The following is a 14,482-nucleotide window of genomic DNA, read 5'->3' as shown; positions in this document are numbered from 1 at the left end:
AACTTTCTTTTTTGTAGTCTTTAGAAATCGTCGCGGCTAAGTCAAGCCTGACCCCGCCAAGAAAATAGTAACCCCCCAAATGGGTTAGGCCGTTAACCGGTGCGGCGCGTGGACTGATTGATCGACACGCCGAGCAAGCTGACCAGCTCTGCCTGTCGCTGTACTCCGGTTTTGTGAAAGACTGATTTCAGGTGAGTTCGAATCGTATTCTGAGCTATTCCGGTGGTGGACGATATCTGTTCGACGGACTTGCCTTCCGTGATCTGGCTTGCCGTGCGTGCCTCCGCCGGCGTGAGATCAAAAAGCGCCTGCAGCAACGGCGCCGCGGGGCTGGTGCTCGGCACCATCGACGTGATGAAAACGATCGACAAGGCGCCGGTAAAAACATCCCGTCCACCGCCGTGCAGGGGCACGACGTGCGCGACAAAAGCCGGGTCTGTTCTGCTGGCCCGGACTGGAATGGACCGGCCAGTCCCGGTCGACGAACGCGCGCCGCTCGAAACGGCTTCCATCAGCAGCCGCTGAGCCGGTTCGGAAGCAAATTGGATCAGGTTTCCCGCGCCGACGCGGACACGGGCCTCGTTCGCGAGGAAACCGCCATTGGCCGAGATGACGCGGCCAGTGGGCGCCAATGCCGCGGCCGGCAAGCCGATCGCGTCCAGCGTCGCGACCGTCGACATCGCCCGATCCAGTCCCAATCGCGCCGAGAGGATCGATGCCCGGGCCAGATGCGGACGCAAATGATCCAGCGTCTCCGCAACTGAACGAGGTACCGGTCCCTTGTTGTGAGCCTTCTCGATCGAGAACACCAGCGTATCGCCGGCCGGTGAACGGATCGACGTTCCAACGCACCATCCAAGTCCTCGGGGGCGCAGTAGTTCGGTATAAAAATCGGAGGCGTCGATCTCCTCCATCGTCAACTCATCCAGATCGGTCAGGAATCTCGGTTCGTCGATCGGAACGAGGCGCTGGCCGCGTGGATTGTCGAGATACCACTTGCTGCCGGTCCAATCCTCGATGAACCCCTCGATTGATCTGGATGCCAGCCATCTGGGATCGCCAGGACCGGCTGCGAACAGCAACGTACCTTCGGCATCGGCTATTTCCGCCAAACGATCGAGAATCGATCGCCACTTCTCCGGAACGACCGCCGCTTCATAGATATCGTCTATGAAAGGATCTATTGCCACTGCCCCCCCGCCCTTCCTGCGCACTGGCTTGAAGCCCTGTTCGCTCGGCATGAATGGATCGCCAAGATTTTCCGGTCAACGACGATCGTCAATCATCGTAAGCAAGCACGTTTAATTCGATCGCGCGGGCTACCGACCGTCCCTCGTGCATGTGTCCCGCGCGTAAATATATCCAACTCGGGTGCCCCGACCATGCAGCTCGCATCCGTAGTACTACGTGATCTCGCCGGAACGCTTGCTCGGCGCTCGCCGTCGTCTGAGATCACTCTTGCCAATGCGCGTCCGCAATTCGCGAGCAAAGCGTTCTGGCCGCATGAAAAAATCGTGAAAACTGATAGTGGCGTCTCGCTTGAGAGGCGTCGAAAACCGCCGCAGACAGCTACTTTGAGAAGTTCACTGCGTTACGATCAACCTCAAGGCGGCTTTTCGACGCGCTCGCACAGGGTCTCGCCGGCCATAAAAACACGCAATACGGGTCGGCGAATCTCGCTGTTGTGACACACCCGGCTTCGTCGTTGCGTGTTAAAAGAAGACAACTCGGAAGAGGAAAGTACCTGCATTCTCTTCGACGATAAACTTGGAATGACCCGTTGAACGCCCTTTTGCGCACCGCCATCGCTGCCCTGCTCGCTTGCATCGCGACACCCCCTTTTGCAGGCTTTGCCGTGGCGCAAAGCGCGATGACGGCCGCGGTCGCAAAGTCGGTGTCGCTGCCCGATATCGTGATCGGATCGCCGAAGGCGCCGGTGACCATCACCGAATATGCGTCCATGAGCTGCTCGCATTGTGCTGCCTTCAGTGAGAACGTCTTTCCGATGCTGCGCTCCAAATACATCGACACCGGCAAGGTCCGCTTCGTGTTCCGCGAATTCCCGCTCGACATCAAGGCGGCGGCGGCCTCGATGCTGGCACGCTGCATCGCCAAGAACGATTCAGAGAAATATCTCGGCGCCATCGAGACCCTGTTCAAGCTGCAGGACCGACTGATCGCGCAGACCAAGGAAACGCTGAACTTCATCGGCAAGCTGAACGGAATGAGCGAACAGGACGTGGCGACGTGCGAGAGGGACCAGGCGATGTTCGACAAGCTCGCCGCCGATCAGAAATACGCCCACCAGACGCTCAAGGTCGATTCAACGCCGACCTTCTTCGTCAACGGCGAACGGCTGAAAGGCTCGATGTCGTTCGAGGAGCTGGAACAACGGATTAAACCGCTGCTCAGGAAATAGCGACCGCGCCCGTCCACGCCTCCCCTTGTTCGGCGGCCCATCGTCGTTGATGATCGCGTCTACAAACATAGGGTCGGGGGGCGTCATGGCGGCCGTTCTGCACATCCTGCTCGCTGCTGCGCTGCTGCTGGGCGGCATCCCGGCGGCTTCTTCACAGAGCTATCCGAACCGCCCGGTGCGGGTGGTTGTCGGATTTCCCGCCGGCGGTCCAACCGACGTGATTGCACGCCTGGTGTCGCAAAAACTCACCGATGCGCTCGGCCAGCAGTTCTTCGTGGAGAATATCGGCGGCGCCGGCGGCAACACCGCATCCGGCCTTGTCGCCCGCGCGAGCCCCGATGGCTACACCGTCATGGTCGTCAGCACCGGCTTTGTGGTCAATCCCAGCCTCTACGCCAAGGTGCCGTACGATGCCGTCAAGGATTTCGCGCCGGTGACGCTGGTTGCGGTTTCGCCCAACGTGGTGGTGGTCAACCCGTCGGTGCCGGCCAGGTCGCTTCCGGAATTGGTGCAATTGATCCGCGACAATCCGGACCGATACGGCTTTGCCGGTCCCGGCGTCGGTTCGACGCCGCATCTCGGGGGCGAACTGTTTCGGCTGGCGTTCGGCCTCGACCTGGTGCACGTGCCGTTTACCGGGGCTGCGCCCGCGATCCAGTCGACCGTCGGCGGGCACACGCCGATCGCGTTTACCGCGCTGCCACCTGCCCTCGCGGCAGTGCAGGCCGGGCAATTGCGCGCGCTCGGCGTTGCCGCAAGCGAGCGCGTCACTCAGTTGCCTGACGTGCCGACCTTCGCCGAGCAGGGCATCAAGGATCAGGAAGCCGATACCATCACGGGCGTCCTTGCGCCGGCGGGAACGCCGAAGGAGATCGTCGGACTGCTCTATCGCGAAATTGCCAAGGCGGTCGGTCGGGCCGACGTCAGGGAACGCCTGACCGTGCTGGGATTCAAGCCGGTTGCCAACAAGCCGGAAGAGTTTGCCACCCGCATCAGGCTGGAAATGGAAAAATGGAGCAAAGTGGTACGTGACGCGAAGCTGAGGATAGAATGACCTAATCCTTCAATCATTTCGGCGGATCCTGCGCGACATCCACGAACGTCACGCCGATCCGGCTCTTCTTGATCCAGGCCACCCGGCACGCATGAACGATCGAGCAATCCTTAGCCATCACGAGGCGAAAGCGCTGCGGGACGAATGCCGGGTTCTCGACGTCGATCGCCGCACCCTCGATCGAAATATTACGCACCACGCAACGCATCACGGAGCCGCCCGATGAAACATAGGCGGGCTCCTCGATCTCGGTTCGCGGATGTTTTCGCTTTTCGTCCATGCGTTGCGGCCGCGGATAGTGCGTAAATTATCTAGTTAGCCGCAAAAGCTTAAGCAAATGCAGCGTGTGCACCGCACGCGAGCGGTGGCGATTGGCGCTTGCGGGGTCCCGCGGTCGGTCGGAAGTCGCTAGAGAGGCTCGCGGCGCGGGCCGCGGCATCATAGCTTCACGGCGAAACAATAGTGCCCATCTTCATCGGCCGGGGCACCGTCCTACGTCAGAGCACGCCGGACCATGTCAGCACGTCCCGACCGATCGCGTTGGGCGCCGCCGCCATCCTTACCAAATGGTCAAGTTGATGCCGACACCCGGTAAAGGAGGGTGCTGCGCGCCTTGCCAAGCGGCCGCTTTCAACGACCAGTCAGTTGCTCGATCGCTCTTTGAAGATGCGCTCAGACGTGGCCCGGCGCGCCGTCTCTTGATCCTGGGATCAAGACCGACTGGTGGCGATCGGAACGATTCGGCATCTGCCAACTTGAATCGCGGACCTATTGCGTAGGGCGGCACCTTGGCCCGACGCAGGGCGGTAGTCCAACAGACGAAGTCCGTGCTTGCGCATCAACCCGGACCGAACAAGGGAGGAATACGATGAGTTGGAATTGGGGCGATCTGCTTGGGCTGAGTTTCGCTGTGTTGCTGTTGGGCGCTGCGATGATTGCCAATGTCAGTGAAGGCCCTATGCGCGAAGTGCGTGGGGCTTGGGTGGGTAAGGTCCTGCGATAGGCAGGCCTGGCCTCTTGGCTGAGGTCAAGGGCCGCGCTTGCGGTCTCGAGGGCGTGATGCCGCTGGCACTGGGTCTGACATGGCCCAAATTGCGTTTGATATCCCCAGCTAGCCAGGCCTGCGCCGCGTATTCGGCCAGCCCGGCGCTGGCCGAACATGCTTGAATTCAGGCTTTGTGATTTCGGCTTTGCGCCTTCGTTCCCGACAACGCCCCGAGTCAGCCATCAGTCGGGCGCGAGTCCGTCAGGGTTTCTTCATCATTGCATGGCGATTGGAACCGCCGCGCCGCTGCGGCAGGATAGCCGGGTGCCGCGCCTTCAACCTACCCCAGGGCATGCGTGCCCGGCTATTCGCGCGCGGGCAAACCCCATTTTCATCCGAAGCGGGTCGCCGAGTTGATCGCGGCGAATGACGCTTCGTGCGAACGCGTCAGGATGTCCGCATCAATCCAGCCCGCGCTCGTGGCTCAGATTGACCATTTCCTGGATGAAGATCTTTTTCTGCTTCTCGTCCAGGCTTGCGAATAATGGCTCGGCAGCATCGGCCACGTTGCGCTGATCGACCGCGCGGTCGTTGAGGAACTGGGCCTCGTTGCGCATCTGCTCGATAATGTCGTCGGGCGGATCGCGCTTGGCGCGCGCTATCCGCAGATTGAGGCGATCGGCGCCGTTATGGCCGAGATAGTGCATCGCACTATTGAAGCCGGACCAATTCTTCTCCTGCTCGGGCGTTAGATTCAACGACTTCTTGATGCGCTCGATATTGGCATCGCTGGTGGCGACGATCTGTTCGGCGGTGAGTTGCGGCGCGCCGGTCTGGGTCAGCACCTGCGGCTGCTTTGCCGCCGTCTTTGTCCCCTTGGCCGCCTTGCCGGATTTTGCCGCGTCGCCCTGTTTGCTGTCCTTGGCCGGCTGTTGCGCGCCGCCCGTCAGGACGCCGGTAACACCGGTCACAACCCCAACGACACCGCCGATAGCGCCGCCAAGCACGCCGCCGACCGGTCCGGCGGCCTTATTCCCCTCACGGGCGCCCTTTTGGACGCCCTCAACCACCTGCGCGTCTGCCGTTCGCGGGGCGCTGATCAGCATGATGGCGGCCACCCCAAGGGCTGCGCACAGTTTCAGCCGCGCGCGCAGCTTCGATGTCGGGCAGGTCATTGTTTGGCCTCCATGGTCGATGGTGAGTTGCCGGCGTGGCTGGTCGCTGCGGCTGAGGGACCGCTTTCGAATCCGATTTTATCGTTGTCGCGGCGCGCAAGTCTACCTGCCGCGCAAGTTCATCCAAGTGATGAAAACGGTGGCGTATCCCAAGTCGGACACGCAGCTGGGAAACCTGCGGCGCTATTTCACACCCTCATGCCCCTTGATGCGTTCGATATGTGCAACGCAATATTCCGCGTCACGCAACAGGAACCGGCGCCAACGGACGATCGCTGCCTGCAATTTGCGCGCAACGTTAGTTCTAGGACCGCGCATACGTGATTTCTCGACAGACGCTGGCAATTCTGCTCTGATCGTCAATAATGAAATATCCGCGGCGTCCGAAACGGCGCTCAATCAAAAACGAAAGCGGAATTTCTTTCTATCCGATTGGCCCATCCAGGGAGGAACGCCATGACACGGAAGAAGCTTACTAGACGCCAATTTATTGCTGCGACAGCGCTATCTTCGGCTGCACTCGTGACCGCGCCCTACGTGCGCGGCGCACACGCCGCCGGCAAATTATCGATCGGGTTCTGGGATCACTGGGTGCCCGGCGCCAACAAGGCTTCTACCGATATTGTCAATGAGTGGGCCGCGAAGGAAAAAGTCGAGGTTACCATCGACTACATCCCGAGCCAGGGTAACAAGAACCTGCTGACGATCGCCGCCGAAGCTCAGGCGAAGTCCGGCCATGACATTCTGGCGATGCCAACCTGGTGGCCGCACGCGCAGGCGGATTTGCTCGAGCCCATGAATGACGTGGTCGAGGGGCTGATCAAGCAAAACGGCGAAGTCAACGGCACCGTGCAGTATCTCGGCAAGGCCGGCAACAAATGGCTCGGCGTTCCGGCTTGCGTCGGCAGCCAGATCAAGGGGCCCTGCTCGCGCATCGATCTGATGAAGCAGCATGCCGGCATCGACGTGCAGGCGATGTATCCGGCAGGTTCAGCACCGAAAGCCGACGCCTGGACCACGGATGCGTTCCTGAAGGCGGCGGAGGCCTGTCACAAGGGCGGCGTTCCCTTCGGCATCGGTCTTGGCGAGACCAGCGACTCCGTCGATACCGTCGGCGCGTTCTTCCTGGCCTTCGGGGCGGAGGTCGTCGATGCCAAGGGCAACGTCGTCGTCAAGAACGACAACGTTCGGCAGGCTCTCGAATATTACAAAAAGCTGATGGCCTTCCTGCCGTCGGACGCGCCGGCGTGGGACGACGGCTCCAACAACCGGTGGCTGGTCTCGGGCAAAGGCGCGCTGATCATGAACCCGCCGAGCGCGTGGGCCGTAGCCAAGCGCGATGCGACCCAGGTCGCGGAGCAGTGCTGGACCCACGGCTTCCCGGTCGGTCCGAAGGGCCGCTTCGCGCCGTTCCTGCCGTACTTCTGGAGCGTCTGGAACTTCTCCAAGAACAAGGAGGCGGCCAAGAGCGTGCTGACCCGTCTGTCCCAGCCGGATGCGGTCGAGAAGATGGTGGCGGCGAGCGGCGGCTACGACCTGCCGGCTTTCGAGAAACTGACCACCTTGAAGACATGGGCCGAGGAAGGGCCGCCCAAGGGTACGCTCTACCACTATCCGAATCCGTTCAAGCATCAGCTGCTCTCCATCTCGGCGTCGCCGGCGCCGCCGAAGGTCGCCCAGCAGATCTACACCCAGGCAACGCTCACCAAGATGTGCGTGCGCTTCTACCGCGGCGAGCCGATGGAGAAGACGCTGGCCTGGGCAGAAGGCGAACTCGAAGGCTTCATGCGAAGCTGAGGTGATTTCGCCGCCACCGCCCGTCGGATCGCGGGCCGTGGCGGCGCGCATCCTCCTGCCGACACGATGGGAGCCGGCGCCGTGCCGGCTTCTCGATGAGGAAACCACGCTGCTTTGAGAACCACCCTGCTCTGAAATGAAACTCGCGAGGAAGATGCATCATGGCTGAGGTCGCGATCGAGCGTAACGCCGCTCCGCGAACGGCGCGCAAGCGCGCCAGTTTACGAACCGCCCTGAAGCGCAAATCGACCGCGGCCTTCCTCATGACGCTGCCGCTGATCCTGCTGATCCTGCTTCTGGTGATCTATCCGGCCTTCTACTCGCTGCATCTGGCCACCCTGAACAAGTCGATGCAGCGCTTCATCGGGCTCGGAAACTTCCAGTTCCTGTTCAAGCGGGAGACTTTCTGGCTGGTCGTCGAGCAATCCTGCATTTTTGCGATCACGGCCGTCGTCTTCAAAGCCTTGATCGGCTTCATCGTGGCTCACTTCGTCCACAACCTTCCGGCCAAGGGCCAGCGCAAATGGCGCGGCATGCTGCTGGTGCCATGGGTCATTCCGCCGGCCATGAGCACGCTGGCGTGGCTGTGGCTGTTCGATCCGTCGTACAGCGCCTTCAACTACTTGTTGGCCGGCATTGGCATCGACCGGATTCCATGGACCGGGGAGACCGGCTGGGCCCGGTTCTCGGTCATCCTGGTGAATATCTGGTTCGGCGCGCCGTTCTTCATGATCATGTATCTGGCTTCATTGAAGTCGGTGCCCGATCAACTCTATGAGGCCGCGGCCATCGACGGCGCCAACTGGTGGCAGCGCATCTGGTACGTGACGTTGCCGATGATGCGCAACATCATTGCGATCACGACGCTGTTTTCCCTGATCGTCACCTTCGCCAACTTCGATATCGTGCGCATCCTGACCGCCGGCGGTCCGCTCGACCGCACCCATATGTTCGCCACCTGGGCGTTCCGCATCGGTATCGAGGGCGGCGACATACCGCTCGGCGCCAGCGTCTCGCTGTTCATGGTGCCGATACTCGCCATCGCAGCGGTCTTCATCCTGCGTGACATCAACAAACGCGGGAACGAAGCCTGATGACCAGCACCGTCGTGATCGACAAGGGCGCGCCGAGGCGCACCGTGAAGCAACGCAGCATGACCCGCGACCGCACCTGGGCGTTGCGATGGTCGTACTTTTTCCTGGTCCTGTTCGCGGTCTTCGCACTGGTGCCGCCGCTCTACATGGTGATCACGTCGCTGAAGACCAGCGCCGAAATCTCCGCGGCGACCAACCCGTGGTGGGTTTACCATCCGACACTGTCGAACTACGTCGAACTACTGACATCGAACCAGTTTCTGACCTTCTTTCGCAATTCGGCGCTGGTCTCGATCTTCGTCGTGACCATCACCATGCTGATCAGCGTGCCGGCGGCTTTTGCGCTGGCGCGGATGCGGTTCTGGGGCTCGGCAACGCTCGCAACCGGCGTGTTCCTGACCTACCTGATCCCTGAAACGCTGCTGTTCCTCCCCTTGTTCAAGATGTTCGTGGCGTTCGGCGACCTGACCGGGATCCAGTTGATCAACAAATGGTACGTGCTGCTGATCATCTATCCGACGCTGACGGTGCCGTTCTGCACCTGGATCATGATCGGTTACTTCGCCTCCATTCCCAAGGAACTCGATGAAGCCGCGATCATCGACGGCGCATCCTGGTTCCAGACGCTGACCCGCATTTTCATCCCCGTCGCCATGCCCGGCCTGATCGCCGCGACCATCTTCGCTTTCACGGTCTCCTGGGCGCAATTTCTCTATCCGCTGGTGTTCACTACATCGACGGATCAGCTGGTGCTTCCGGTCGGTATCGTCACGACCTTGATCAAGGGCGACGTGTTCGCATGGGGCCAGATCATGACCGGCGCCCTGCTCGGCGCCGCGCCGCCGCTGATCATCTACGCCTTCCTGATGGACTACTACATTGCCGGCCTGACCGCCGGCGCGACAAAGGGTTGAACTCAATGGCTGACGTCACGTTGCGTAAGGTTGTCAAGAAGTACGACGAGGTCGAGGCGGTGCGCGGCATCGATCTCGATATCGCCGACCATGAGTTTGTCGTGTTGGTGGGCCCGTCGGGTTGCGGAAAATCGACCACGCTGCGGATGATCGCGGGGCTCGAGGACATCACCGACGGCGATATCATGATCGGAGGCGACGTCGTCAACGACGTGCCGCCGAAGGATCGTGACATCGCCATGGTGTTCCAGAACTACGCGCTCTACCCGCACATGACGGTCGCGGAAAACATGTCGTTCGGGCTGCGGCTGAAGCGCTATCCGAAGGCCGAGATCAAGACCCGGATCGACGAAGCCGCGCGCATGCTCGACATCGTCGAACTGGTCGACCGCAAGCCGAAGCAGCTGTCCGGCGGCCAGCGCCAGCGCGTCGCCATGGGCCGCGCCATCGTGCGTAACCCAAAAGTGTTCCTGTTCGACGAGCCGCTGTCCAATCTCGACGCCAAGCTCCGCGTCCAGATGCGGATCGAGATCAAGAAGGTGCATCAGAAGGTCCGCACCACAACGGTTTACGTGACCCACGACCAGGTCGAGGCGATGACGCTCGCTGACAGGGTCGTGGTGATGAACCACGGCCGCATCGAGCAGATCGGAACGCCGAACGAGCTGTATCACAAGCCGGCGACGAAATTCGTCGCCAGCTTCATCGGCTCGCCGGCGATGAACTTCATCCCGTGCCGGCTGGAAGAATCCGGCGGCAAGCTGCATATCCGGATCACCGACCGTCTCGCCTTCCCGCTGCCGCCGGCACGCGCCGCCAGATACCAAAGCGTCTCCCGGACCGACAAGCTGCTGCTGGGGCTGCGGCCCGAGCACATCACGGAAGCCAGTCCGCATGCGGAGCCGGGCGTCGAGAACTTCGACGCTGTGCTCGACGTCACCGAGCCGATGGGAATGGAGACGCTGATCTATTTCCCGCTCGACGGCGCGACGGTCTGCGGCCGGGTCAATCCCAACGCCGGCGCACAGGATGGCGCCCCGCTCCGATTGGCAGTGGACCTCAACAATATGCACCTGCTAAACGAGGCAACCGGCGCCGTCATTTGACGGCGGAGATAACAGCGACCAAGGGCAGGAAATGGCGACCAACAAGAAGAAAATCTTCGTCACGGAATCGATGTCACAGCAGGGGCGCGCGTTGCTCGACGCGCGCGAGGACATCGAGCTCGTCGAGTTCCCCAACATGATCTCGCAACCGGATTTTCAGGCCAAGCTGAAACAGCACGCCCCGGTCCATGGGGTCGCGCTCGGCGGCACCCGGTTCGGCGAGTTGGAGCTCGAAGCCTCCAGGGACATGCTGGTGGTGACCCGGATCGGCGTCGGTTTTGATGCGGTCGACGTTCCCGCCCTCAGCCGCCGCAAGGTCCCGCTGATGGTGGCGGGTACCGCGAATTCGCCCTCCGTTGCCGAGTGCGCATTGTTCATGATGCTGACACTGGCAAAACGCGCCGTCGAAATGCATTCCATCGTCAGGGACAACAAATGGCCGAGCCGGCTCGGCATGCTGCCGTACGACCTCTACGGCAAGACCGTCCTGATCGTTGGCTTCGGCCGCATCGGCAGCCGCACCGCAAAACGCTGCCAGGCGATGGAAATGAACGTGCTGGTCTTCGATCCCTACAAGCCTGCGGCGGACATCACGGCCGCCGGTTGTGAAGCGGTCACAGACCTCGATGCAGCGCTGCCGCGCGCCGACTTCGTCAGCATCCACTGCCCGAAGACGCCGGAAACGATCGGTATGTTCAATGCCATGCGATTGCGGCGGATGAAGCCGGCGGCCTACCTGATCAATACCGCGCGCGGCGGCATCGTCGACGAACCCGCGCTGCATGACGCGCTGACATCCGGTAAACTCGCCGGCGCCGGTCTCGACGTTTTCGAACAGGAGCCGCCGCCCGCCGGCCATTCGCTGTTCGCGCTTCCGAACGTGATCTTCGCACCCCACGTCGCCGGCGTGACGCGTGAAGCCGTGGACCGCATGAGCGAGCAGACCGCGCGCAATATCCTGAGCGTTCTCGACGGCGATCCGTTACGCCAGAACGTGATCAATCAGGACGTGCTCTGACGCGTCAGCGATGCGGGCTGACCATGCATGGGACCCGCCCGTGGAAGCACAGGATACCGCCCATTTGCACCTGATGGACAAAACTCAGCCTCATTCGGAAGCGAGGAAAAGAAGCCGGGCGGCAACGGGGACACCGATTCCGCAGACGGAATTCGATCCGGAGGCTGAATTGTGAGCCACAACGACCCGACCGACAACGCGCTGGCGGCGATCGCCAGCATTCTCGATCAGCCGCCCGTAATCCCCCGCGAGCGGGAACGGCCTGCCGTCGAAGATGGCCCGGCCACCCCTCCGCCGCTCGAAACACCTCCACCACTCGAAGCATCTCCATCGCTCGCGGCCCCTCCGCCGCTTGAGGATCCTCCACCGCTTGAGGCGGCTCTGCTTCTCGAGGCCCATGCACTTGAGACCCAGGCTCTTGAGGCCAAGACCCTTGAGGCCAAGGCTCTTGAAGCCCACGGCTATTCCAAGGTCGGGCCCGGACCGATGGCCGCGATCCGCTTCAAATGGACGGTCCGCGAGGATCAGGGCGACTATTACGTCGACGAGACCATCGGCGAGAATTCCGCCCCCATCGTTAGCGGTCCCATGAGCAAGGATGCTGCGATCCAATTGGTCGACGACCGCGAAGCCGAGGCGCGGCGCCGGTTCGAGCACCTGAAAAGCGAAATGACGGGACGCGCCGCCGCCGCCAATCTGGCGCGGAAGGACAGCGGCGAAGCGTAATCGGACGCGCTATCTCGGCGGTCCCAGAAAGTCCTTCTTGGCGAGGTCCACGCCGGCGTGGCGCAGGATGCCGTAGGCCGTCGTGACGTGGAAGAAGAACTGCGGCACGCTGAATGTCAGCAACAGCGTTCGCCCGGTGAATTTGCGTGTCGCACCGCTCTTGAATGTAAACACCACCTCTTTATCACCGGCGCCGTCGATCTCCGCGCGCGGCAAGCCCTGCACGAAATCAATCGCTGCGGCGATACGCGATTTGAGTTCGGGAATATCGGCTTCGGCGTCGCGAGCAAGGTAGGGTTCGTGGCCGGCCAGCAGCGCGGAGGCAACCACCGCATGACGGTTGGCCTCCCCAACCTGATGCGTCAGATTGTACATGTTGGGAGAGAGCCGCATATCGAGCAGGATAGCGGGATCGACGTTTCGCGCCTTCGCATAGGCGGAAGCGTGATCCAATAGAGCCGACAGATTGCCGAGATACGGCACGAACACATCGACCGACGATTCGCAAAGGGAGATGGTCACGATGTTGATTGCTCCGGCTGGCAGGTTGGCTGCCTTAAAATACGCGTGTTTCCCGGGAAATTGACCGTCCATCGGGTGGAAATTACACTGACCCGACCGCATTGAACCAAAGCCGCTAGTATACGACTTATCATTTGAAAGTGATCTGGATCACGTTTCGCGAGCTGCCATGGCGTAGCATTTATGGCGCAGCTTCGAGGGGTTGGGATTCCCTGCACAGGAGGACATTATGAAGAAGCTTCTGGCTATCGCCGCGCTTTTGCTGGCGAGCAGTGCCGCGCAGGCCCAATACACCTTCGATTACGGCGGACGCACCATTCGCATCGATCCCGATCGCGGCACCGTTCAGATTCCGGGCGTCTACGATAATACGCCGAAGGCCAAACGCTCGCGCAACGAGGACGGCGATCGCGACCGACCGCGCAAGCAGTCGCCGCAACAGGCGAAGACGGACTCGCAAACCCCACCCGACACGGTCGCTCCGGCCACGCCTGCTCCCGCCCCACCTGCTGCCGCCGCCCCGGCTCCCGCTGAGCAGGCGGCTGTGCCGGCGGCCCCGGCGCCCGTTCCCGCAGCTCCGGCGCCAGCCGCGGCCGCCCCCGTACAGCCTGCAACCGCCACGGCCGCGGTTGCTCCCGCGGAGCCGACGACAACGCCGGCGCCGCCACCGCCCAGCGCGCCTGCTCCGCAGGTTCAGCAGGAGCCGCCGCCGGCACCAAGGCCTGCCGTGGCTGCGGTCACGCCGCCGCCCGCGCCACCGGCGCCGGCCCCGCAACAGGCGGCGAACTCGCCGCTCGGCGTCTGGCTGACCGAAGAGAAGGAAGGCAAGGTCCGGATCGAACAATGCGGCGCCAATCTGTGCGGCTATTCCGTCGACAAGAAGTCGAACCGCAACGGCGAACAGGTCCTGATCAATATGAAGCCCGGCAAGGACAGCAAATGGAGCGGCCGGATTCTCGATCCCAATAGCGGCAGTACCTATGATTCGACGATCGCACTGAAGGGCTCCGACAGCCTGCGCGTTCAGGGCTGCGCCTTTGGCGGCATGTTTTGCGGCGGCCAGACCTGGACCCGCGTGAACTGATCCGCGCCACAGACGCCCCTTCAACCAAGCCCCGCCCTTACCGGCGGGGCTTTTGTTTGCGGTTTCTGATGTCGCGTCAGCCCGTCCGGTTCACGCCGGAATGACGCCCGCAATTACCAGTGTGATGACCATCACTGCGGCTTGGGAGCCGCCGTGAGAGCTTGGCCTTGTCAAACAAACAGGGCCTCGCCATGGGACACATTTTCAAATCTGCCACCGCCGTTCGTATCATGATGCTGCTGGGAATGATGCTCACAACACCGGCGGCAGCCGCGACCTTTGATGGCGAATGGAACGTGCACATCGCTTCATCGAACGCCGCCTGCAGCAGCGGCGTCTCGGTATCGATCGGGATCAACAACGGTCAGGTCGCCTCCACCAGCGCCGCGGTGACGGCGTCAGGCCGTGTCGCCGAGGCCGGCAACATCTCGGTGATGCTGGCGAGCGGCATGAAGCGCGCGGTCGGCCTCGGACGCCTGACAGGCACCTCGGGGTCCGGCACCTGGCGCGCCGCGCTGTGCTCGGGCACTTGGACCGCGCAGCGGATTTAGCGCTCGGTGGTATCACGGCTCCGGTGCAACGCCTGTT

At 62.0% G+C, this 14,482-nt stretch carries 14 protein-coding genes; 10 read left to right on the top strand and 4 right to left on the bottom strand.

Annotated elements, in window-relative coordinates:
• Positions 1–92: 92 nt before the first annotated feature.
• Positions 93–914, bottom strand: coding sequence for a helix-turn-helix transcriptional regulator (locus tag ACSQ84_RS34605; RefSeq protein WP_436216239.1), 822 nt, complete (start codon positions 912–914; stop codon positions 93–95).
• Between the two features lie 866 nt (positions 915–1,780).
• Between ACSQ84_RS34605 and ACSQ84_RS34600 the strand changes: the two genes are divergently transcribed.
• Entirely contained in the window at positions 1,781–2,419 is a 639-nt protein-coding gene (locus ACSQ84_RS34600; protein WP_436216238.1) for a DsbA family protein, read from the top strand.
• Positions 2,420–2,504: 85 nt separating this feature from the next.
• Positions 2,505–3,473: a Bug family tripartite tricarboxylate transporter substrate binding protein gene (locus tag ACSQ84_RS34595; protein ID WP_436216237.1), complete on the top strand. Its 969-nt coding sequence runs from the start codon at positions 2,505–2,507 to the stop codon at positions 3,471–3,473.
• Between the two features lie 13 nt (positions 3,474–3,486).
• Here ACSQ84_RS34595 and ACSQ84_RS34590 read toward each other — a convergent pair whose 3' ends face one another.
• Positions 3,487–3,753 carry a PilZ domain-containing protein gene (locus tag ACSQ84_RS34590; RefSeq protein ID WP_436216236.1) on the bottom strand — a complete coding sequence of 89 codons (267 nt, stop codon included), beginning with the start codon at positions 3,751–3,753 and terminating at the stop codon, positions 3,487–3,489.
• Positions 3,754–4,919: 1,166 nt separating this feature from the next.
• Positions 4,920–5,633, bottom strand: a complete 714-nt coding sequence (locus tag ACSQ84_RS34585) for a Spy/CpxP family protein refolding chaperone (RefSeq protein WP_436216235.1) — start codon at positions 5,631–5,633, stop codon at positions 4,920–4,922.
• 456 nt (positions 5,634–6,089) lie between these two features.
• Here ACSQ84_RS34585 and ACSQ84_RS34580 point away from each other — a divergent pair, with 456 nt between their 5' ends.
• The 6 genes from ACSQ84_RS34580 to ACSQ84_RS34555 all read left to right on the top strand — a co-directional run bounded on the left by ACSQ84_RS34580 (position 6,090) and on the right by ACSQ84_RS34555 (position 12,288).
• Positions 6,090–7,430 (top strand): ABC transporter substrate-binding protein, encoded by a 1,341-nt coding sequence (locus ACSQ84_RS34580; RefSeq protein WP_436216234.1) that lies wholly within the window; start codon positions 6,090–6,092, stop codon positions 7,428–7,430.
• 161 nt (positions 7,431–7,591) lie between these two features.
• Positions 7,592–8,524 carry a carbohydrate ABC transporter permease gene (locus tag ACSQ84_RS34575; RefSeq protein WP_436216233.1) on the top strand — a complete coding sequence of 311 codons (933 nt, stop codon included), beginning with the start codon at positions 7,592–7,594 and terminating at the stop codon, positions 8,522–8,524.
• On the top strand, positions 8,524–9,438 hold the full coding sequence (locus ACSQ84_RS34570; RefSeq protein WP_436216232.1) for a carbohydrate ABC transporter permease: 915 nt from the start codon (positions 8,524–8,526) through the stop codon (positions 9,436–9,438). Before ACSQ84_RS34575 ends, ACSQ84_RS34570 begins: the two co-directional genes overlap by 1 nt.
• 5 nt (positions 9,439–9,443) lie before the next feature.
• Entirely contained in the window at positions 9,444–10,544 is a 1,101-nt protein-coding gene (locus ACSQ84_RS34565) for an ABC transporter ATP-binding protein (RefSeq protein ID WP_436216231.1), read from the top strand.
• A 31-nt stretch (positions 10,545–10,575) separates the two neighbouring features.
• Positions 10,576–11,562, top strand: coding sequence for a hydroxyacid dehydrogenase (locus ACSQ84_RS34560; RefSeq protein ID WP_436216230.1), 987 nt, complete (start codon positions 10,576–10,578; stop codon positions 11,560–11,562).
• Positions 11,563–11,733: 171 nt separating this feature from the next.
• Positions 11,734–12,288: a hypothetical protein gene (locus tag ACSQ84_RS34555; protein WP_436216229.1), complete on the top strand. Its 555-nt coding sequence runs from the start codon at positions 11,734–11,736 to the stop codon at positions 12,286–12,288.
• A 9-nt stretch (positions 12,289–12,297) separates the two neighbouring features.
• Here ACSQ84_RS34555 and ACSQ84_RS34550 read toward each other — a convergent pair whose 3' ends face one another.
• Positions 12,298–12,810, bottom strand: coding sequence for a DUF1993 domain-containing protein (locus ACSQ84_RS34550; RefSeq protein WP_436216228.1), 513 nt, complete (start codon positions 12,808–12,810; stop codon positions 12,298–12,300).
• Between the two features lie 229 nt (positions 12,811–13,039).
• Here ACSQ84_RS34550 and ACSQ84_RS34545 point away from each other — a divergent pair, with 229 nt between their 5' ends.
• Positions 13,040–13,894, top strand: coding sequence for a DUF2147 domain-containing protein (locus ACSQ84_RS34545; protein WP_436216227.1), 855 nt, complete (start codon positions 13,040–13,042; stop codon positions 13,892–13,894).
• A 230-nt stretch (positions 13,895–14,124) separates the two neighbouring features.
• Positions 14,125–14,445 (top strand): hypothetical protein, encoded by a 321-nt coding sequence (locus ACSQ84_RS34540; RefSeq protein WP_436216267.1) that lies wholly within the window; start codon positions 14,125–14,127, stop codon positions 14,443–14,445.
• Positions 14,446–14,482: the final 37 nt, after the last annotated feature.

It is taken from the genome of Bradyrhizobium sp. LjRoot220 (assembly GCF_964252915.1).
Lineage (GTDB): Bacteria > Pseudomonadota > Alphaproteobacteria > Rhizobiales > Xanthobacteraceae > Bradyrhizobium.
This window is presented reverse-complemented; position numbering and strand designations above follow the sequence as displayed.